Origin of the sequence: Phyllobacterium sp. 1468 (assembly GCF_031455525.1) — a bacterium.
In the GTDB taxonomy this organism is placed as follows: Bacteria; Pseudomonadota; Alphaproteobacteria; order Rhizobiales; family Rhizobiaceae; genus Phyllobacterium.
The window spans coordinates 326,782-347,761 of record NZ_JAVDSX010000001.1; the positions used below are offsets into that span (position 1 = coordinate 326,782).

Genomic DNA, 20,980 nt, shown 5'->3' on the forward strand with positions numbered 1-20,980 from the left:
GCCCTATACCAATAACAAAAGGGGGGTCACGAGAATGCGTACAAGAATTGATTTTGCCAACCCTGCGAGCAACGTGGCTCGCCATAGGCCGTTCAAGGGCCGCAATGCCGACGTTTCCCGCGGTCTGGAAGCCGCCAGCTTGATAAAGACGCTGCATCTGCCCTGGCTTCCCCTCTATCTCCTCGCAGTCTGTGCGTATCTGCCAATTCTTGGCCGGCAGGCGCTAATTGCTGCTTTGGTCACGGCAGTCATGACGATTGCTGCGGAAGTATTGACGAGGCGCCTCGCTACTGGGGCGTCCAAGAAGTCCCGGGGTGTCAAACAACAGGCGACCTCAACATATTGGATTTGAACTGGAAGCGTGGTCCGCCCGTGACCGCTCCGCCCAAAGCCTCAACTAGAAACGGTAAGAAAAATGCGCTCGAAAACCCCATTGACTGGCACCAAGCGGAGAAATGCCGAGAAGCTGACGCAAGGCTTTCGCGGGATATTCGTGTTTCTCTTCACCACCTCCGGCGTCATCAACATTCTCGCACTGACCGGCTCCTTCTACATGCTGCAGATTTACGATCGCGCCCTGACCAGCGGCAGCGTGCCGACGCTCCTCGCCTTGTCGGCTCTGGCGATCGGTCTTTATCTGTTCCAGGGCATGTTTGATATAATCCGCTCTCAGGTACTGGTGCGTATCGGCGCGCGTCTCGACAGCAGGATCGCTCCGATGGCGCATCAAGTGGCTATCGACATGCCACGCTTTGGTTTTTCAACAGCCGAGGCGCTGGAGCGTGGCCGTGATGTCGATACGGTACGCGGCTTCCTTGGCGGCCAGGGTCCAGTCGCGCTGTTCGACCTGCCTTGGATGCCGCTCTATCTCATCTTCGTCTATATGCTTCATCCCTACCTCGGCGCGCTCACCTTTGCCGGTGCATTCATCCTGTCGATGCTGACAATTGCTACCGAGCTGATGACCCGGCGCCTGGCAAGCGCTACCCATCAGGCCGCCATTGCACGCAACGGGATCGCTGATTCGAACGCCCGCAATGCCGATATTCTGAAGGCCATGGGATTTGCCGGAAGAGCAGTCGATCGCTTCAATCAAGCCAATCAGGATCACCTCGAACTTCAAACGCGCACAAACGACATCAGTGGAACATTTGGAGCGATCTCTCGCGTACTTCGCATGATCCTGCAATCTGCAGTGCTTGGTCTGGGTGCGTGGCTCACGATCCAGGGTGAGTTGTCCGCTGGCGCAATTATCGCCGCGTCGGTTGCTTCAGCCCGTGCTCTCGCGCCCGTCGATCTTGCAATTGGTAACTGGAAGAGCGTCGTCGCTGCGCGCACGGCATTTGGTAGGCTCAAGGAAACCGTCGTCGCATTGTCTTCCATTGAGACACCGATGGATCTGCCGGCGCCTGTTGGATCGTTGAAGGTTGAAAAGATCACGGTAGCCGCGCCAGGGTCCGGTCGGGTTCTTCTTAGTGATGTCAGCTTTGAGATCAATGCGGGTCAGGCGCTCGGCATTATCGGACCGAGCGGTGGCGGCAAGACGACACTTGCGCGTGCCCTGACAGGTATCTGGCCGACGCTGCGCGGTAGCGTGCGACTGGACGATGCCGAACTGACGCAATGGTCAGACAGCAAGCTTGGTCAATACCTGGGTTATCTTCCACAGGATGTGGCACTGCTGGACGCAACAGTCGAAGAGAATATCTCGCGGCTTGAGCCCAAGGTGGACGCACGAGCGATCGTCGAGGCGGCCCAGATCACCGGGATTCATGAGATGATCGTGCGCATGCCCGACGGTTATCGCACGGCGCTTGGTCCTCAGGGTGCCTCACTTTCTGCTGGCCAGCGCCAACGCATCGGCCTGGCACGTGCCCTTTACCGTAACCCCTTCATCGTCGTGATGGACGAGCCTAATTCCAATCTCGATGGTGAAGGCGAGATGGCACTAACGCAAACCATCAAGGCCATTCGTGAACGCGGCGGTATCGCCATCGTCATAGCCCACCGGCCAAGCGCTCTAGCCGCAGTGGACATGGTCGCCGTCATCCAGAACGGCAAGATGGTGGCCTTCGGACCAAAAGACGAAATTCTCAAATCGCCCGTACCCGCAGAAACAGTCAACCGACCCGCGCCTGCCGCACAAAATGCGCCGCGCGTCACATCGAGGGTTTCAGCATGATGATCGATGTCAAAGGGACCAAAACCACCAAGCCGGAAACGAACGAGTCACATGAACATTATGTCCTGAAGAACCAGGACAAACGCTCTAATGCCCCGTTGTTCTTTACGGTGTTTCTCACCGGGCTTGCGCTTTACCTGAAAAGCGCATTTCCGCGGTTGGGCAGTGACGAGCAGCAGGAAGAAGCCAAGTCTCAAGCGCCGGAGCAGTCCGGATCGCCCGAGGTTGCAGCGGCTGGCGCTTCCAACGTTGCGACGGAAGCGGAAGAATCGCCAAGGGATAAGTCAGGTTCCGGCGGTAGGTTGTTTGGCGGCGGAGACTGGCGCTATGAGCTTTCCGATTCCCCGATGATCGAGTTTCAAAAGCTCAACCTGCCAAACTCGGCTCTCTTGAAGAAGTTCGGTGGGGTTTCCTTCTCCTTCCATGCAGCAAACGACAATGCCTGGCGCGGTGGCAAGGTAGCCAGTATGGGCCACGGCGGCGGCGGTGGCGGTGGCTCAAACCCTCAGATTGCGCCGGTGCAGGACGTCGGTCCTCGCGAGGATATCGATGAAGAGGAGGATGACGATACGGACAGGGAGAAAGGCGTCAATCGTGCGCCCAGGGTCAACGGCCCCGTTTATCTCGCCGACGTCTTTGGCTGTGCGGTCGCCCTGATCGGGCTTTCCGATCTCCTGCGCGGTGCATCCGATCCGGACGGCGATGCGCTCCGCATCCAGAACATTAGCGTATCGTCGGGAACACTGACGCAGACCGCAAGCGGCTGGTATTTCGATGCAGCGATGCTTGGTCCGGTCACCGTTACCTATCAGATCAGCGATGGCAAGGTGTCGATCCTGCAGACGGCCGAGTTCTCCGTATTGAAAGCACCGCCGATCATCGGCACCCAAGGCGACGATATCCTTGTCGGAACAAACTGCGCTGACGACGTAGACGGCCGTGACGGCAATGACAATATCGACACCCGAGGCGGCAACGACACGGTCAACGGCGGCAACGGCAATGACCATATAATTACCGGCAGCGGTGATGACCTTATCTTTGCTGGCGCCGGCGACGACATCGTTCTGGCCGGCCTCGGCGACGATCAGGTCTTCGGCGGCAGCGGCAATGACCGTCTGTTCGGCGAGGAAGGTCGCGATACCATCTTCGGCGAAAGCGGCGATGATACGATCAGCGGCGGAGAGGGTGATGACCTGCTGTTTGGTGGTGAGGGCAATGACAGCATTACCGGTGATCTCGGCCGCGATACCATCCATGGCGACGCCGGCAATGACCGCCTGGATGGCGGCGGCGGCAATGATGTCGTTTTCGGCCAGGCCGGTGCCGATGTTATCGAGGGTGGCCTGGGCGACGATTTTCTTAGTGGCGGCAGTGGCAAGGACGATGTGCACGGCGGCGATGGCAAGGATACCATCGCCGCCGATACTGATCAGGCGGACGATGTTTATGATGGCGGCACTGACGTCGATACGCTGGATTATACCGCAGTCCTGTATGGCAGCACGATCGATCTCGATGAAGGCACTGCAACCAGCGACGAGATCGGTCACGACGCGATTTCGAACTTTGAGATTCTGCTGGCAGGAGCGGGGCAGGATGACATTCAAGGCAGCGATGCGGCCGAGGAGATCCATGGCAATGGCGGTGATGATCGGATTGAAGGCGGCGGAGGCGCTGATGTGGTTCTGGGCGGTGACGGCAACGATCATCTGTCCGACGGTTCGGGGCAAGACGCTGTAAGCGGCGGAGCCGGTAATGACATTGTCACAGCCGCCCTGGATACAGTCGATGATGCGTATGACGGCGGGGAAGGCATAGACACGCTCGATTATTCGGCCGCCCTGATGACCGTGGTCATCGACGTCGTTACCGCCAACGCCAGCGGCGTGGAAATCGGTACGGATAGAATCACCAATTTTGAGGTGATCAATGCAGGTGCTGGAGCCGACGAAATCAGCGGCGGTACCGCCGGGGAAAGTATCTTCGGGAACGCAGGCGACGATGTCATTTCCGGAGGAAGCGGCAATGACACTTTATCGGGGGGCGCGGGCAATGACGTGATTTCGGATGGCGAAGGAGCAGATTGCGTTTTGGCCGGGATCGGCGACGATATCGTGCTTGCGGCGGCTGATGGCAACGACGACATTTACGCCGGTCAGGCTGGATCCGACACCCTCGACTATTCGCAGTCGGCCCAAGGCGTGCTTGTCGATTTGACCACGGGCGCAGCGACAGGTTTCGATATCGGGCACGACGTGATTTCCGGCTTCGAACAGGTGGTCGGTAGCACCGGCAACGATCACATCAACATCGGTACGACTGCCATGGTGCTCGAGGGCGGCGGCGGTTCGGACACTTTCGAATTTCATATTCCGGAGGGAAGTTCCAGTGCCGAGGTTATCCATCAGATACTCGACTTCATGGTTGGCGATCGCATCGAGATGTCGAGGTACGAGATCTTCGAAGAGGTCATCGACAGTCTGGAAGATCGGTTCGAGGAAACCTACGGCGACGACGCCGACGCGCAACCCCTGCCGATCCGTGTTCGTCACGAAGGAACTGACGAACTGCAACAGACGCTGATCGAGGTCGATATGGACCGCGATGAACACTACGAAATGACTATCAATCTGACGGGTCATCACATGTTGATGATCGTCGAAAACCCTTGAGTAAAGACGTCGTTGTGACGCGTGGGAGTGAGACATGTTTGGGCGACAAAAACAAAAAGACCTGGGCCTGGGACCTCAGATCGATCCGGGAAACAGTTTCCCCGTGGGGCCTCGGGTCATCGCGGGTGTTACGCTCGGACTGATGCTTTTCGTCGGAGCGGGCGGCTGGGCAGCAACCGCACAGCTGACGGGGGCGATCATCGCACCAGGCATGGTCAAGGTCGATCAGAACCTGAAGTCGATCCAGCACCGCGATGGCGGCATCATCAGCGAGATCGCGGTCAGGGAAGGTGACTTTGTCACGAAGGGACAGGTCATGCTGCGGCTGGATGACGCCGAAACGCGCGCGGAACTTTCGATTGTTCGCACCCAGCTGGTCGAACTGATGGCGAAACAGGCTCGTCTAATGGCCGAGCGCGATAGTCTCGACTCCATCATGATGTCGCCGGAGCTCACTTCGCGCATCGAGGATTTTCCCCATGTCTTCTTTGGCGAAAATCGCATGTTCGAGGGCAATCGCCAGAACCGGAAAAGCCAAAAGGAACAGCTGGTCCTTGGGATCGATCAGCTTGGCGAGGAAATCAGGGGGCTTGAATCGCAGCGCGATGCCAAGATTGACGAGATTGCGCTGGTCAAGACCGAACATGGCAAGATCAAGGGCTTGACGGACAAGCGCCTTATCGAAACCTCACGCAAATATGTCATAGACCGCGAAATGGCCAAGCTGATGGGAGAGCGCGGCGAAGTTGAAGCAAACATTGCACGCGCCAAAGCCCGCATGAGCGAAATTCAGCTGCAGATCATCGCCATTGATGAAACGGCACGCACAGAAGCTCAGCGTGAACTTAGCGCAATCGAGCCAAAGCTCTCCGAACTCAGGGAACGCCGGGTGGCGATCGAAGACCGGCTCGCCCGCGCCGATATCCGCGCACCGCTCTCGGGCACAGTCAACGAACTCTCCGTCCACACCATCGGTGGCGTAATCACCCCGGCGGAGAAGCTTGTCACACTTGTCCCCGCAGATGCCGCGTTGAAGATAGAAGCGAAACTGTCACCGACCGACATTGACCAGGTTTTCGTTGGACAACCGGCAAAATTGCGCTTTTCGGCCTTCAACCAGCGTACCACGCCGGAACTGCATGGCCGTATCGCCTATGTTTCTGCGGCGACCAGCAGTGATCCCTCGACCGGCCAGGTCTATTACCTGGCCGACGTCATCGTGCCATCGGAAGAGCTCGAAAAGCTCGGCGACAGCAAGCTTTTGCCGGGTATGCCCGTAGAAGTCTTTGTTTCGACGGAACAGCGTACGGCAATGTCCTTCCTGTCCAAGCCGCTCGCAGATCAGTTCAGCCGAGCCTTCCGTGAGCAGTAGCGATACTGAGGATACAAGCGACATTCGCGAGATTCGGTTTCCTTCGCCGGTGCCTCTTGTTAAGGGCATATTCCATTGGTAAACCCCTCCAAAAGGGGATTCGCTATGCCACCAATCAACCTAGCAATTGTCGGCGTTGGTAAAATTGCCCGCGATCAGCACTTGCCGTCGATCGCCGGCAACCCCGATTTTCGGCTTGTCGCTGCGGCGAGCCGTAACGGCGCGGTCGAGGGTATTCCGAATTTTACGACAATAGAGGCGATGCTTGAGGCCGTCCCGTTCATTGACGCGGTGTCCCTGTGTATGCCCCCTCAGTACCGCTATGATGCTGCGTACAAAGCGATGTGTGCGGGCAAGCACGTCTTTCTTGAGAAGCCGCCTGGGGCGACGCTGAGCGAGGTCGCTGACCTGGGAGCTCTTGCCATTGAGAAGGATGTCTCACTTTTCGCCAGCTGGCATTCGCGTTCTGCCGCTGCCGTTGAGGCTGCAAAGTCTTTCTTGGCCTCAACAGATATCCAGAGCGTCCACGTTGTCTGGAAAGAAGATGTCCGCCACTGGCATCCCAATCAGGATTGGATATGGCAAGCCGGCGGTCTTGGTGTCTTCGATCCCGGCATAAATGCGCTTTCGATTATAACGCATATCTTGCCGACCAGCATTTTTCTGAGGAATGCGACGTTGGAGTTTCCGGAAAATAGACATGCGCCGATCGCAGCCAATCTTAATTTCACGAACAGTGACAATATTTCTGTTCGCGCGGAATTCGATTGGCGGCAAATCGGAGAGCAGACATGGGACATTGTTGCCGAAACGTCTGCAGGAAAGATGGTGCTGGCCGAAGGCGGTTCAAAGCTCACGATCAACGAGACGATTGTTCCAGTTTCATCGGAGACGGAGTACGCAGCTCTCTATCGGCAATTTGCCAAATTGATCAAAAATGGCGAATCCGACGTCGATCTAGCGCCGCTTCGGCATGTCGCCGACTCTTTCATGCTCGGCAAACGTGTCTTTGTTGCACCCTTCCACGATTAGCATCAGACGCAATCTGCCCGATACCGTTCGAGCTGATCCTGCGGAAACCGATTTGTGTATGGGAAATGCGGAAGGCTTCGCATGTCCGGTCGAGGCGCTCACATAGCGCGAACAAAATCAAACCATATTTCAGCGGGATTTTGTCGTTCAATCCATGAACATTTTCATGGTTAGCGCATTTCAATTCGTACCTGCCGAACAGGCGTCGAGCAAGGATTGCAACCATGAAGAAGTTCGTTGCCGCAGCCATCATATGTGCCGCCTTTTCCAACGCAGCATATGCCGTTGATGACAAGACGCGGGATGCCATTCAGGCGCTTAAATTTACGAAGGCGAGCGCGTATGCAAAAGCCATTGATCAGTATTGCTTTGCCGATCATCCATTTGCCACTCAACCCCTCGCCGATGCCGCCGCGCAAGAAGCGGAATTCCGCCAGGAAATGGATGGGAACGAAGCAGCTACGGACATTATTGCGGACGCCGATCGTTCCGCAGCGGAACATTTGAAAGTCGATCAATCGGCCTGCGCGCCGGCCGCTACATTCGTCGATGGTGTCGTAGCGACGATTGACGACTCAAAACAGCACCTGGCGGCCATTAAACAGACATTCGCCGATGCGAAGGCGGCCGAGGAAAAGGCTGCGCAGGCCGAAAAGCGGTCCGCCGCTTGCCGCGACATGCAATCGAGCGCCGACACTGCCGGCCTTGAGGACCTGGTTTCCAAACGCATGGCGCTTCTTGACTGCGCCGACGTCCTTGGTGTCGATAATATTGCCAAGGTTGACGCTCGAATCGAAAAGCTGCGCGCGGACCAAAAAACCGCTGACGATGCAAAGCAAAAGCAAGCCGCCGATGCAAAAGCGGCGGCCGCTGCCCTCGATGCTAAGAGAGCCGCCGAAGTTGCCGCAAACATGGCAAAGCCTGCCGTCAAGCCAGCGATCAAACCTGCAGCCGAGATGACTTTCGTCGGCAGGTGGGATCAGATCGACGGTAGCTGCAGAGGTCGACTCTGGGATTTCAACACAAGAACCTATGACGGAACACCGATCCGGAATGTCGAACGTAACGGCAATAGCTACCGGGTAGAATTGAGCGATGGCTATGCCTTCGAACTCCGGGATGTGACAAAAAGAAACCTGACCTGGTATTCGCTCGAGAGCGGCGACAGCTTCCGCTTGAAACGCTGCAGATAAGTCTGGTTAGCAGCCACGCCCATCCAGCATTTTCCGAAAAGTTGGAACCCCGCCCCTTGGTGAACGTTAACGTTGTCAAATGGGCGGGATATTTGATTTGAAAAAAGGAAGACTGTTATGTTGAAAAAAATCCTTATCGCCGGAGCAACGGCGTTAATCGCCATAACATCGGCTCCCCAGGCCTTTGCTCAGTCCATTCAGATTGGCCCTGACGGTGTCCGGTTACAAGAGCCGAGGCCGGAGCGGGATTATCGCCGTTATTCGGATATCAGTGAGCGCGAAGCGGTGCGTATCGCCAGAAGCGAAGGCCTTCGTGATGTCGACGACGTAAGGCGTACGAGGTCAAGGTTCGTCATTGAGGGTATGGATCGCCGGGGCAACGACATGCGCGTCAGCGTGGATCGCCGTACCGGTGATGTCCTTTCCGTACAGTAAGCGCTTAAGCTAACGAGGCCCGTCGCCGCAAAGTGGCGGGCTTTCCCCGTCGAGGGACGGTAGCTCAGTAGGCTGATGTATCGCCATAGTCCTCAGTGAGATCATATAGACGCGACAGTTCCAACTCGACTGCAGTGAAGAATGCTCCGACCTGCTCATCCTGTTCGTCCTCATGAACCCCAATGCGCTCAAGATGCCGAAATAGGGTATCGGCAATCTGGTTACGATAGGCTTCAGCCTGCCGATCCGTGGCCTTTTCCATGAGTTTTGCCGCAACGTCGCGAATCTTCGCCACACGCTTGGTCAGTGGGAACGCAATGATCTGGCATGGGATTGGGGATTCAGCTTCGAACATACTCATACTCTTCCCAGTTCGGCAACGCCGCGCTTACAATTGATTCGCCCAACGATAAGACGAAGGTTCCTAACAATGTGTTCAGCTGTGGGCCCGGTCGTACCGCGCGGAAAACTATAATTGGTTGCATAACAAGTTATGTAACAAGCCAGCGAACAGATTGTGTGTAACGAAATCACAATGTTGCCCGCTACGGCACGCATGCTTATTCAGGTTCGTGTAAAGTGATTCGCATTCGTTACGGCATTAACCCATGGCACTCAGTAATGCAGAGAGGCAAAGACGGCACCGCGAGCGGCAGAAGCAAAAGCTTGCCGAGGCGGCACCGGATCTCTCCACGCAGTACGAGAATGTCGGTGCTGATCTCCGTGACAAACTATACGCGCTTATCGACGCCGAAAATGGGCGGCGCGAGCGTGCCGTAACGCTTGTTGGACCGACCGATTTCCGCAGGGTCATTCTCGACATTGCTCTCAACGAAAATCGCTCGGGTATTGCCGACAGCGCGCGAATGGTCTTGCTCAGGGCTCTCAGTATGGGCGAAAGCTCCGAAAAGGAGATTCTTGACGCGCGCCGGCAAAAGGATGCCATCGCTGAGCGAAAGTCTGACTTACGCGACTCGAAGGAACAAGTGGCGCCGCTTGCGCATTATTTGCGTGTTCCGAATTTTGGCTAATTGTTACGTATCTGTTCTCATATTCCGTTAGCTGGCCGCGATAGCGCTACGTAACGATAAAGGACGAATTCCATGGCACATCCTGCCTTTTCACCTTCCCAGGTAGCCGTAGTCACAGGAGGTGCATCCGGCATCGGTCTTGCGGCTGCAAAGCGCTTCGCCGCCATGGGTTTAAAGGTTGCCCTTGCCGATCTTGCCGGTGAAAAACTCGACCGGGCCTGTGCGGCGGTTTCTGAACTCGCCAGCACAGGCGATGACGTCATCGCTATTGCCACAGACGTAACCAACGTCGAAGATCTGCGCGAACTGCAGCAGACGGTCAAGGATAGATTTGGCAGCGTTGCCGTCCTCATGAACAATGCGGGCATCCAGCCTGGCAGCAGCGTTTTCGATGCAGATCACTGGGACAAGATCATCGCCGTTAATATGTTCGGTATAATCCGCGGCTGCCAGGTGTTTGGCCCGGACATGATCCGGCAAGGCAAACCCGGCCTCATCATCAATACCGGCTCCAAACAGGGCATAACCACTCCGCCTGGCGATCCTGCTTACAATGTCTCGAAATCGGGTGTGAAGACCTTCACTGAAGCCTTGCAGCATGAGTTACGTAACAAAAAGGGCGGTCACGTAACGGCTCATTTGTTCATTCCGGGTTTTGTCTATACGCCTTTGACTGCAGGAGATCGCACAGAGAAGCCAGCTGGGGCGTGGACACCGGAACAAACTGTCGATTTCATGCTGGAGCGTGTGTCAGCCGGTGATTTTTATATCCTCTGCCCAGATAATGATGTAGCCCGCAGCCTCGATGAGCGCCGCATCCTCTGGGCAGCCAACGACATTATAAAGAATCGCCCACCTTTGTCGCGCTGGCATCCGGAGTATCAGAGCGAATTCGCTGATTTTCTTAATCAGGATATCTGACACGCTGATTCTGGGACGCAGCCTCGGATATTGCGGACTCGTAGTATTACGAAAGAGCAATTTCCAAATCGGTCGCTTGATACCGGGACTGATACGGTTCTATGCTGGAGAAAACCCTTCAATGACCAGGTTGGATTCGTTATGAACTCATCTCCCCAAATCCCTGCCGTCGATCCCGTCAAGCTCGACCGCCTGGCGGAAGTAGCCATCAAAATCGGCTTGCAGTTACAGCCTGGACAAGATCTCCTGATCACCGCCCCGCTTGCCGCAGTGCCTCTGGTGCGGCGGATCACAGAACATGCCTACAGGGCAGGAGCGGGTCTCGTAACCTCGCTATACAGCGACGAAGAAGCCACTCTCATGCGCTATCGCCACGCGCCAGACGAAAGTTTCGACCGCGCAACGGGCTGGCTGTTTGAGGGCATGGCGAAAGCCTTTTCTGCCAATACAGCGCGGCTTGCAGTCGCCGGCGATAATCCGATGCTGCTCTCTTCGGAGGATCCGGAAAAGGTCTCCCGCGCGAACCGGGCGCAATCCCGGGCTTATCAGCCCGCGTTGGAAAAAATCACCAATTTCGAGGTCAACTGGAACATCGTTTCGTACCCGAATCCATCCTGGGCCAAGCAAGTATTTCCCGATCAGGATCCTGAAGTGGCTATCACCATGCTCGCTGATGCAATTTTTGCGGCGTCGCGTGTTGATCTGGATGATCCCGTTAGCGCTTGGCGCGATCATAATGCGGCCTTGCATAAGCGCACGAAATGGCTGAACGAGCGCACCTTCTCGGCACTGCATTTCAAGGGACCGGGCACGGACCTCACTGTTGGCCTCGCCGATGAACATGAATGGCACGGCGGCGCTTCTGTTGCGAAGAACGGCATTACCTGCAATCCGAATATTCCCACGGAGGAAGTTTTCACGACACCCCACGCATTGCGGGTCGATGGCCACGTTTCGAGCACCAAGCCACTTTCCCATCAGGGCACGCTCATCGAAAATATCCAGGTTCGTTTCGAAGATGGCAGGATTGTCGAAGCCAAGGCGACGCGGGGCGAAGAAGTCTTTAACAAGGTGCTTGGAACTGACGAGGGCGCCCGGCGTCTCGGCGAAGTGGCGCTTGTTCCAAACTCCTCCCCGATTTCAGCATCGGGCCTGTTGTTCTTCAACACGCTTTTCGACGAAAACGCTGCAAGCCACATCGCGCTCGGCCAATGCTATTCGAAATGCTTCGTCAATGGTGGCGAGCTGACGCCCGATGAAGTTGCAGCGCGTGGCGGTAACAAGAGCCTGATTCACATCGACTGGATGATCGGTTCTGGCGAGATCGACGTAGACGGCATCAACAAGGACGGTTCGGCTATCCCGGTGATGCGCAAGGGCGAATGGGTCTGATCATTGAGTACATGATAACAAAAAGGCCATCTAGGTGGCCTTCTTGTTTCTGGCTAAGGTTAGGCAACCAGCCGCCCAGCTGATTCCGCTTGCGCATAGGCCTTGCCGAAACGATTGGCGAGAAACGCGTCAAGCGCGATATCTTCCTGCTTGAGAAAACCCTGCTGCGGCAAGGCACCGTTGGCAAGCATGTCAAGCACGGCACAAATGGCCGACGCCGTTGTGATCTGGATCCCGCTATAAAGCTGCGAGCCTATATGGCCGCTATAGACCTTGTTGGCATATGTTTCCTGAAGAAGACGGCCCTTCTTGCGGCCACTGACCGTAACGAAAATCACCACGACATCCTGCAAGGTAGATGGCAAGGCGTTTTCGAGAATATCCTTGAACACATCGCGGCGATCACGCAGGCCAAGGTCGTTGAGCAGCGCCTTCATGATGGCCGCGTGGCCCGGATAACGAATGGTGCGATAGTTGAGCGTGCGAACCTTGCCGAGGAGTGTTTCGCACAATGTGCCAAGGCCGCCTGACGTATTGAACGCCTCATAGGTCACTCCGTCGAGTGAGAATTCCTCGCGCTCTTCAAGCGGCGGCACCTCCGTGAGCTCGCCATCGACGATCGCTTCACAGGGCTCGCAATATTCGTTGATAACCCCGTCCGTGCTCCATGTCAGATTGTAGTTCAGTGCGTTTGAAGGATATTGCGGCAATGCGCCAACGCGCATGCGCACGCTTTCCAGCGTATCGAAGCGCTTGGCCAGATCGTTGGCTACGATCGAGATGAAACCCGGAGCCAGGCCGCATTGGGGAATAAAGGCGGTCTTTGCAGTCATTGCCAATTGCTTGACGATACGTGTGCTGGCCACGTCTTCTGTCAGATCGAGATAATGCACGCCGGATTTGGCAGCCGCTTCAGCTATGCGCGTGGTCAGATGGAACGGCGCTGCGCTGAGTACGGCAAATTTGCCATTAAGAGCGCTTTCAAGTACTCCGGCTTCAGCAATCTCGATGCAGGCGGTTTCAACGAGCGGCGAGATATCCAAGGCATCTAGCTGGGCTTGAGCCCGGTCGACGACCGTTACGCGATAATCCCCCGTACCGGCCAGGAGATTGGCGATGGTCCCACCGATTTTCCCTGCTCCAACGACAACGATCTCTTTCATGTGATTCCCCTCGGATGTAAAAACTTTATATGAATTTCGCATATTGCTCGGCGAAATGAAGTCTATAAACTGACGAAACAACGTTATAATTTTATCGATATGCCGATTGGATTTGTCATTATGCTGTCAGAAGCCGATCATGCCCTGCTTTCATTGCTGCGCGAGAATGCGAGAGCCTCGACTGCCGAGCTTGCCCGCAGGCTGCGCGTATCACGCACCACTGTGCAAAGCCGCATCGAGCGGCTGGAAAAGCGCGGTATGATAAGAGGATATAGCGTTCAGCTTTCCCCTGAGTATGAACAAAACCTGGTGAGGGCGCATGTGCTTGTGACTGCCTTGCCAAAATTGGCGGTGAAGGTTGAGGCTGCCTTGCGGAAAATCGCCTGGGTCAGAACGCTTCATTCTGTTAGCGGTCAATTCGATATGATCGTTATCGTTGAAGCACCTTCGATACAGGAACTGGACAAATTGCTCGACGAAATCGGCGCTCTTGAAGGTGTCGAACGCACCATGTCGTCGATTATTCTCTCCACCCGCATCGATCGATAATGGCGCCTCCTACAACCTGATACATGCCGCTTGACTCTTGCTGTCATCGGATTCCATAATAGAACATATCATGAACATTGAAAGGCTACCGTAGTGACAACCGTCGATCTTGCGGCGTTGAGACGCGACATCGCATCTCTTGGAGAGAGGGATGCGCGTGCTGCGCAGCGCTCCGCCTTTGACTTCGGCGACAATAATATAGATCGCGTCTTCCGCGAGGGTATGCAGCGTGGTGCCGTGCATGAAATCTTCGCAGAAGAAGCAGGCGACGCAGGTGCGGCAACCGGTTTCGCTATTGCCCTTGTCCTGCGGGCATCTCCGCATCAAAGCCCCGTTCTATGGTTGGAAGAAGATTTTGCAGCGCAAGAAAATGGCTTCCCATATGCTCCCGGCTTGCAAAATATCGGACTCGATCCGCAACGCCTCATCATAGTGCGATGCGCCTCACCACAGGACGTTTTGAAAGCTGCTTCGGACAGTCTCGGTATTCGTGGCACGGGCGCCGTCATCATCGCGCCGTGGAGCAACCCGAAGTGTCTGGACCTGACCGCCTCGCGCAAATTGCTGCTGACGGCGCAACAAACCAATGTGCCGGCCTTTCTTCTGCGATTGGGGGCATACCCCAGCGAAAATGCCGCCGTCACCCGCTGGTTGATCAGTGCCGCACCTTCGCAATCGAGTGGCGCCAATGCACCCGGACATCCGGTTTTCGACGCCACTCTCATACGCAACAGACAGGGAATGACAGGCCATTGGATCCTGCAATGGGAAAGTGATGATCATGTTTTCAGACAGATCGAGCCGTTTTCTGGCGCTATGGTTTCCGCACCTTCCTACCGACCGCCTCAAACACGAAAATCCGGAACGCGCCCATACTGATCAGCATCTGATCGTCGTGGACAAACTTGCCAATGCCTTGAGGCTGACAGCTGTCGATGAAAGGGCCGCCAAGGCGGGGCTCTACAAGGGCATGGCTCTCACAGATGCACGCGCGCAATTTGAAAAGCTGGATATCGCTTTCGCTTCACCGCGCAAGGATGCTGTCCTGCTTGAAAAACTGGCCGATTGGTGTGACCGCTACACACCGCTTGTGGCACTTGATGAGCCTCATGGCCTTATTCTAGACCTGACCGGCTGCATTCATCTTTTTGGTGATGAAAGCCACCTTATTGAAGATATTCATAAGCGTCTTCAGCACTATGGCATGACGGTCCGGACAGCTCTTGCAAGCAAACCCGCCGCAGCATGTGCCCTTGCTCGACACTCGCCAGGTGGAATCATCGACCGGAATGACGAGACACGCAGATTATACGCCTTGCCGCTTATTAGTCTCGATATCGAAGAAAACCATCTCGCCGGTCTCAAGCGGGCAGGATTACGCAACGTTGGCGATATCGATGTCTTGCCCCGAGCTGCACTCACGGCGCGTTTTGGCGCAAAACTTGTTAACCGACTCGATGCATTGTTCGGTCGTCAGGATGAGCCTATTACCCCTCGCCGTATCGTTCCTGTCTGCATGGTTGAGAGGCGCATGGCAGAACCGCTCATCGCTATGGAATCAGTGGAACACGTGCTTGTGTCCTTGAGCGACGAACTTTTCCGTCGTCTGCAACAAAGAGTCGAGGGAGCCCGCGAGATCGAAGCCAGCTTCTTTCGCGCCGATGGCAATGTACGCCGCATCAGTATTCAGACCGGACGCCCCGTGACCGAAACAAAAACCATGTTTCGACTTTTGAAGGAGCGGCTTTCAACACTTAACGATCCGCTCGATTCCGGTTATGGTTTTGATATTATCCGGCTTGCCGCTATACGTGTGGATCAGAGCCAAGCGATCCAGAAAAGCCTCGACGACCGGGCACAAGAAACCGAGGAAATCAACACGCTTGTCGACCGGCTTTCCATCCGACTTGGCAATTCCCGTGTGCTGCGCCCGCTGCCTGTCGACACACATATTCCCGAACGCGCGGTTTCACTTGAACCTGCAGCCTCTGCAAGACAGGACATGGTGTTTGAACGGACGCCGGAACATAATCCGGGCAATCCTCCGGAGCGACCGATCCGTTTGTTTCAGCCACCCGAGCGAATTGATGCGACGTTTGAAGTCCCTGATGCCGCCCCGGCACGATTCACCTGGCGCCGGGTTCAACATATTATCACCTTGGCTGAAGGACCGGAACGCATCGCCCCCGAGTGGTGGCGCGAACATGCAGGCGCGCTGACGCGGGATTATTACCGCCTCGAAGACAATAGAGGCCGTCGTTTCTGGGTGTTTCGCGAAGGCTTGTACGAGCGTGGCGATCCCACACCGCGCTGGTTCCTGCACGGGATTTTCGCCTGATGCCACCTTATACGGAACTTGCAGTTTCCAGTAGTTTTTCCTTTCTTGCAGGCGCCTCGCAACCGCATGAACTGGTGCAGGCTGCAGCCATACTCGGGCTCGATGGTATAGGCATCGCTGACTGCAACACACTGGCAGGTGTGGTACGGGCCTATAAGGCTCATAATGAGCTCAGGGAAAAAGCGGGAATACGACTGAACCTCTTTATCGGATGCAGGCTGGTTTTTATTGACGACACGCCAGATCTGCTCGTCTACCCACGCGATCGTAAAGCCTATGGTCAGCTCTGCCGACTTTTGAGCGAAGGCAAGGATCGGGCGAAAATCAAGGGTGAGTGCCACCTCCTTTTCGAAGATTTTCTTTTTCGGGCAAAAGATTTTCAGATCGCTGTCGTTCCGCCGTTAAGGGCAGATAAAATCTTAACTGCATTCCTGAGAAAGCTTGTGATTGCAGCACCGGGCTCTGTCTGGCTTGCCCTGGCAATGCCGCATCAGGGTGCAGACCGGCGATACGGCGAAAAGCTGGCGCGTATTGCAACTGAGGCCAATGTTCCCTTGCTGGCGATCAATAATGTACTCTATCACACCGCTGCGCGGCGGCCGTTGCAGGATGTGCTGACTTGTATTCGCGAACATCTCACGATCGATACGGCCGGACGCAAGCTGGAAAAGAATGCGGAACGGCATTTGAAATCGCCTGATGAAATGCAGCGACTTTTCCGGCATTTCTCTCTAGCACTTCAGGAAACGCAGCGTTTCGTTGAGCCGATCGGTTTTTCGCTCGATCAGCTGAAATATGACTATCCCGACGAACCGGTGCCACCGGGCAAGACACCGCAACAATATCTATGCGAGGAAACGTGGAAAGGTGCTGCACAGCGCTATCCGGAAGGCATTCCGGATAAGATATGTGCGATTTTGCGGAAAGAGCTGGCTATAATCGAAGGGCTTGAATATGCACCCTATTTCCTCACGGTTTATGACATCGTCAAATATGCCCGCTCGAAGAATATTCTTTGCCAGGGCCGCGGCTCCGCTGCCAATTCTGCGGTCTGTTATTGTCTTGCTATCACAGCAGTTGATCCAAAACATACGGATGTCTTGTTCGAACGGTTCCTCTCTGCGGAGCGGAAGGAGCCTCCGGATATCGATGTTGATTTCGAGCATGAACGCCGCGAAGAAGTGATGCAATGGATCTATGATCGTTATGGCCGCGATCGTGCGGCCATCGTGGCCACTGTCATCAGTTACCGCCCGCGCAGCGCTATCCGCGATGTGGGCAAGGCTTTGGGACTGACCGAAGACGTTACTGCTGCACTGGCCAATATGGTCTGGGGCAGTTGGGGTACGGCGGTTGAGAAGAACGAGGTCCGGCACGCCGGTCTGGATCCCGATAATGTCATGATACGGCGCGCTGTCCGGCTCGCGACCGAATTGATCGGTTTTCCACGCCACCTTTCCCAGCATGTGGGCGGATTTGTACTGACGAAGGAGCGTTTGGACGAAACCGTCCCTGTTGGTCCTGCGGCCATGAAAGACCGTACATTCATAGAATGGGATAAGGATGACATCGACGAACTCAACATCATGAAGGTGGATGTGCTGTCACTTGGTATGCTGACATGCATCCGCAAGGCTTTTGATCTCATTCATCTGCATGGGGGCAACCGTTACGAACTCGCAACCATTCCCCAAGAGGACCCCGCGGTTTACGACATGCTCTGCAATGCCGATTCCCTCGGCGTTTTTCAGGTGGAAAGCCGCGCACAAATGAACATGCTGCCGCGTCTTAAACCAAGAAAATTCTATGATCTGGTGATCGAGGTTGCCATCGTTCGTCCCGGTCCAATCCAGGGCGATATGGTTCATCCCTATCTGCGTCGGCGCAATGAAATAGAGGAGGTCCACTATCCGTCTCCGTCCCCTGAACATGGTGACGAGGACGAACTGAAAAATGTTCTCGGCAGGACCCTTGGCGTACCTCTATTCCAGGAACAAGCCATGCGCATTGCCATCGAGGCAGCAAAATTCACCCCCGACGAAGCCAATAAATTGCGCCGTTCCATGGCCACATTCCGCAATGTCGGCACAATCAGCGAAATGGAAGGGAAAATGGTGGAGGGTATGGTTCGCCGTGGTTATGAGCGGAGCTTTGCCGAAAACTGCTTCAACCAGATCAAGGGCTTTGGTGAGTATGGTTTTCCGGAAAGCCACGCGGCGAGTTTTGCAATCCTCGTCTATATTTCCTCCTGGATCAAATGCCATCATCCGGCGACATTTGCGGCTGCACTTTTGAACTCACAACCGATGGGTTTTTATGCCCCTGCCCAAATCATCCGCGATGCACGTGAGCATGGCGTCGAGGTCCGTTCTGTCGATATCAACTTCAGCGAATGGGACAACAGGCTGGAACGCATCGACGAGAATAATCTTGCCTTGCGTCTAGGCTTTCGACAGGTCGAAGGCTTTTCGAAAGCCTGGGCGGAAGAAATATGCACAAAACGAAAGCGCCACTATCATGATATCGAAGAACTGCGCCGCCTAACGCGGCTTGAAAGACGAGCCTTTGTTCTCCTCGCTGATGCCGATGCGTTTCGTTCGCTGGAAATTGATCGCCGGGAAGCACTCTGGGCGGTCCGTCGTTTCCCCAACAGTGAAACCCTGCCACTCTTCCAGGCTGCTGAAACGAATGAATTGGCAAGGGAAGCTGAAACCAGGCTACCGCATATGAAAATGTCCGAACACGTTATTGCCGACTATGAATCGACACGGCTTTCGCTCAAAGGTCATCCAATGCAGTTCTTGCGTGAAATGTTGACTACGGAAAACATTGTAACATGCAAGCAGGCAAACAGTCTGAGCAACAATCGACGAGTCAAACTTGCCGGCGTGATTACTGTTCGGCAAAGGCCAGGCAATGGCAAGGTCGTCTTTATGACAATCGAGGATGAAACTGGCATAGCCAATATCGTTGTCTGGGCAAAATTGCTGGAAAAATATCGCAAGGAAATCATGGGATCACGTCTTATCCTGATCGAAGGGATGGTTCAAAGCGCCGATAATGTCGTGCACATTGTTGCCCGAAAGCTGTTTGATCGTACCGGAGATCTATACCGCCTCTCCGAGCAAAGAACCGTCATACCTGTGTCTCACAGCGACGAAGTAATCCATCCAGTCCCGGATCGACCACGGGCCAGTCATCCACGCAAGGTGCGCATTTTGCCAAAATCGAGAGATTTTCACTGACCGCTCAAGCCTGCTTGCTCTCCTTTGCCAATGCTGCCCGGTCTATCGCAGTTATCATGCAAATTTCCAGGTCACCCAGACCATCCTTGATCTCCGATTCGGAAATACCGGCTGCCTCTGCATCTGCAGCACATTTTGCAGCAAGTTGTTTTGGCCGACGATCGTGATGTGCCATATCCGCCGGTTTGTTGGCGTCGACATTCTTGTCGATCCAATTATTAACGAAATCGATCGCTCTTTGGCTCATACATTTTCCTCCTTGGCATTGCCAACGTTTCTCGGACAAAACTGCCTAAGACCCAGAAGGTTGCGAAAAACACGCGATTAAACAGCTTCGCCGGCCCAAACCTTGAATTTCGTCAGGACATTGGGACCGAATATATTCGTCAGGGGTACATCGGCAGCGTCGCGCCCATGCGCCACCTTGATCCGTCCTATTCGCGGTCGGTTGTTCCGAGGATCAAAAGCGTGCCACTGACCGCCGAGGTAAACCTCCATCCATGCACAAAAGTCCATTTCCGCATGCGGCAATGGTATGCCGATATCGGTGATATAACCAGTGCAATAGCGCGTCGGAATGTTCAGGCAGCGGGAAAAGGCAACTGCAAGATGCGTGAAGTCACGACAAACACCGCGGCCTTCGAAATATCCCGCGGCCGCCGTGCGAGTGGGGTTCGAATGCTCGTAACCAAACACAATGTGGTTGTGCACGAAATCGCACACTGCCTGAACGCGTTGCCAGCCTTCGGGTACGTGGCCGAACAGGCGCCACGCTTCCTCGCTCAACAAATCGGTCTCGCAATAACGGCTGCCCATAAGATAGACCAGCGTTTCGTCTGGAAGATCCTGCACCCGGTGTTGAACAGCATCGAGAACTACGGGATCTGGCAGGCCGCTGTCCTTGACGATGGCATTTGTCGAGCAAAAAAATGTGCCCGGCGCAGCGAGAATGCGATTACACCAATTGCCGAACTGATCGTGATAGCCGTGGACACTGGAGCCAAATGTAGTTTGGAACGTCTCGATGCCCTCCAGATCGGCAAAACGCGAATGATGCACGTTCAAAATGGCAATCAGAGGCGTTTCCTGCGTAAACTCGAACGTCAGTTCACACCCCACATTGATCCTCATAAGCTGTTCCTTTAGACGAAAAACCTGATTTCAATAAAAAACAGCACGACAGACTCTCGCACAAAAAGCAACCGGCCCGACAAGGGACCGGTTGAATAGCAGCGTTAAGAACGATCAGGCCTTATCGACAACCTTTTTCACAGCATCCTTGGCTCTCCCTTTGGCCTGCTGTGCTTCGCCCTTTATTTCCTGCATTTTGCCCTTCGCCTGCATTTCTTTCGATCCAGTCGCCTTGCCGGCGGCCTGCCTCACATTGCCAGCCGCCTTGTTGGCCGCGCCGGAAAGTTTGTCGCTGGTACTACCCATAAGGAACTCCTTGAG

Annotated in this window: 19 protein-coding genes; 14 read left to right on the forward strand and 5 right to left on the reverse strand. The window is 55.1% G+C overall.

Going from position 1 to position 20,980, the window contains the following annotated elements; genetic code table 11:
• Nucleotides 1-34 precede the first annotated feature (34 nt).
• From J2X72_RS01620 to J2X72_RS01650, 7 genes are all read left to right on the forward strand, one after another.
• On the forward strand, nucleotides 35-352 hold the full coding sequence (locus tag J2X72_RS01620) for a hypothetical protein (protein WP_209999103.1): 318 nt from the start codon (nucleotides 35-37) through the stop codon (nucleotides 350-352).
• Nucleotides 353-415: 63 nt separating this feature from the next.
• Nucleotides 416-2,182, forward strand: a complete 1,767-nt coding sequence (locus tag J2X72_RS01625) for a type I secretion system permease/ATPase (RefSeq protein WP_310067711.1) — start codon at nucleotides 416-418, stop codon at nucleotides 2,180-2,182.
• On the forward strand, nucleotides 2,179-4,857 hold the full coding sequence (locus tag J2X72_RS01630) for a cadherin-like domain-containing protein (protein WP_310067714.1): 2,679 nt from the start codon (nucleotides 2,179-2,181) through the stop codon (nucleotides 4,855-4,857). Before J2X72_RS01625 ends, J2X72_RS01630 begins: the two co-directional genes overlap by 4 nt.
• 34 nt (nucleotides 4,858-4,891) lie before the next feature.
• On the forward strand, nucleotides 4,892-6,229 hold the full coding sequence (locus J2X72_RS01635; RefSeq protein ID WP_310067716.1) for an HlyD family type I secretion periplasmic adaptor subunit: 1,338 nt from the start codon (nucleotides 4,892-4,894) through the stop codon (nucleotides 6,227-6,229).
• A 105-nt stretch (nucleotides 6,230-6,334) separates the two neighbouring features.
• Nucleotides 6,335-7,261: a Gfo/Idh/MocA family oxidoreductase gene (locus tag J2X72_RS01640; protein WP_310067718.1), complete on the forward strand. Its 927-nt coding sequence runs from the start codon at nucleotides 6,335-6,337 to the stop codon at nucleotides 7,259-7,261.
• Between the two features lie 224 nt (nucleotides 7,262-7,485).
• Nucleotides 7,486-8,454 carry a hypothetical protein gene (locus J2X72_RS01645; protein ID WP_310067719.1) on the forward strand — a complete coding sequence of 323 codons (969 nt, stop codon included), beginning with the start codon at nucleotides 7,486-7,488 and terminating at the stop codon, nucleotides 8,452-8,454.
• Between the two features lie 117 nt (nucleotides 8,455-8,571).
• Nucleotides 8,572-8,889 carry a PepSY domain-containing protein gene (locus tag J2X72_RS01650; RefSeq protein WP_209999097.1) on the forward strand — a complete coding sequence of 106 codons (318 nt, stop codon included), beginning with the start codon at nucleotides 8,572-8,574 and terminating at the stop codon, nucleotides 8,887-8,889.
• 64 nt (nucleotides 8,890-8,953) lie between these two features.
• Here the strand turns inward: J2X72_RS01650 and J2X72_RS01655 are convergent, their stop codons facing one another.
• Nucleotides 8,954-9,244 (reverse strand): DUF6074 family protein, encoded by a 291-nt coding sequence (locus J2X72_RS01655; protein WP_310067721.1) that lies wholly within the window; start codon nucleotides 9,242-9,244, stop codon nucleotides 8,954-8,956.
• Nucleotides 9,245-9,497: 253 nt separating this feature from the next.
• Between J2X72_RS01655 and J2X72_RS01660 the strand changes: the two genes are divergently transcribed.
• From J2X72_RS01660 to J2X72_RS01670, 3 genes are all read left to right on the forward strand, one after another.
• Nucleotides 9,498-9,920: a hypothetical protein gene (locus J2X72_RS01660; RefSeq protein ID WP_209999095.1), complete on the forward strand. Its 423-nt coding sequence runs from the start codon at nucleotides 9,498-9,500 to the stop codon at nucleotides 9,918-9,920.
• Nucleotides 9,921-9,992: 72 nt separating this feature from the next.
• Nucleotides 9,993-10,841: an SDR family NAD(P)-dependent oxidoreductase gene (locus tag J2X72_RS01665; RefSeq protein ID WP_310067726.1), complete on the forward strand. Its 849-nt coding sequence runs from the start codon at nucleotides 9,993-9,995 to the stop codon at nucleotides 10,839-10,841.
• 141 nt (nucleotides 10,842-10,982) lie between these two features.
• Nucleotides 10,983-12,233 carry an aminopeptidase gene (locus tag J2X72_RS01670; RefSeq protein ID WP_310067729.1) on the forward strand — a complete coding sequence of 417 codons (1,251 nt, stop codon included), beginning with the start codon at nucleotides 10,983-10,985 and terminating at the stop codon, nucleotides 12,231-12,233.
• Between the two features lie 59 nt (nucleotides 12,234-12,292).
• On the opposite strand, the gene J2X72_RS01675 is transcribed toward J2X72_RS01670, so the two are convergent.
• The gene (locus J2X72_RS01675; protein WP_310067732.1) at nucleotides 12,293-13,396 is read right to left on the reverse strand and encodes a saccharopine dehydrogenase family protein; all 1,104 of its coding nucleotides are present in this window, start codon (nucleotides 13,394-13,396) and stop codon (nucleotides 12,293-12,295) included.
• A gap of 120 nt (nucleotides 13,397-13,516) precedes the next feature.
• Between J2X72_RS01675 and J2X72_RS01680 the strand changes: the two genes are divergently transcribed.
• The 4 genes from J2X72_RS01680 to J2X72_RS01695 all read left to right on the forward strand — a co-directional run bounded on the left by J2X72_RS01680 (nucleotide 13,517) and on the right by J2X72_RS01695 (nucleotide 19,528).
• A complete protein-coding gene (locus J2X72_RS01680) occupies nucleotides 13,517-13,945 on the forward strand; it encodes an Lrp/AsnC family transcriptional regulator (protein ID WP_209999090.1) in 429 nt (142 codons plus the stop codon).
• 93 nt (nucleotides 13,946-14,038) lie between these two features.
• Nucleotides 14,039-14,824 carry a hypothetical protein gene (locus tag J2X72_RS01685; RefSeq protein WP_310067734.1) on the forward strand — a complete coding sequence of 262 codons (786 nt, stop codon included), beginning with the start codon at nucleotides 14,039-14,041 and terminating at the stop codon, nucleotides 14,822-14,824.
• Nucleotides 14,727-16,283: a DNA polymerase Y family protein gene (locus J2X72_RS01690; protein ID WP_310067737.1), complete on the forward strand. Its 1,557-nt coding sequence runs from the start codon at nucleotides 14,727-14,729 to the stop codon at nucleotides 16,281-16,283. The genes J2X72_RS01685 and J2X72_RS01690 overlap by 98 nt, the downstream gene beginning before the upstream one ends.
• Nucleotides 16,283-19,528, forward strand: coding sequence for an error-prone DNA polymerase (locus tag J2X72_RS01695; RefSeq protein WP_310067740.1), 3,246 nt, complete (start codon nucleotides 16,283-16,285; stop codon nucleotides 19,526-19,528). Before J2X72_RS01690 ends, J2X72_RS01695 begins: the two co-directional genes overlap by 1 nt.
• A 4-nt stretch (nucleotides 19,529-19,532) precedes the next feature.
• Here J2X72_RS01695 and J2X72_RS01700 read toward each other — a convergent pair whose 3' ends face one another.
• The 3 genes from J2X72_RS01700 to J2X72_RS01710 all read right to left on the reverse strand — a co-directional run bounded on the left by J2X72_RS01700 (nucleotide 19,533) and on the right by J2X72_RS01710 (nucleotide 20,965).
• A complete protein-coding gene (locus J2X72_RS01700) occupies nucleotides 19,533-19,775 on the reverse strand; it encodes a DUF768 domain-containing protein (RefSeq protein ID WP_209999087.1) in 243 nt (80 codons plus the stop codon).
• A gap of 77 nt (nucleotides 19,776-19,852) precedes the next feature.
• On the reverse strand, nucleotides 19,853-20,659 hold the full coding sequence (locus J2X72_RS01705; RefSeq protein WP_310067743.1) for a transglutaminase family protein: 807 nt from the start codon (nucleotides 20,657-20,659) through the stop codon (nucleotides 19,853-19,855).
• 114 nt (nucleotides 20,660-20,773) lie between these two features.
• On the reverse strand, nucleotides 20,774-20,965 hold the full coding sequence (locus J2X72_RS01710; RefSeq protein ID WP_209999085.1) for a CsbD family protein: 192 nt from the start codon (nucleotides 20,963-20,965) through the stop codon (nucleotides 20,774-20,776).
• Nucleotides 20,966-20,980 lie beyond the last annotated feature (15 nt).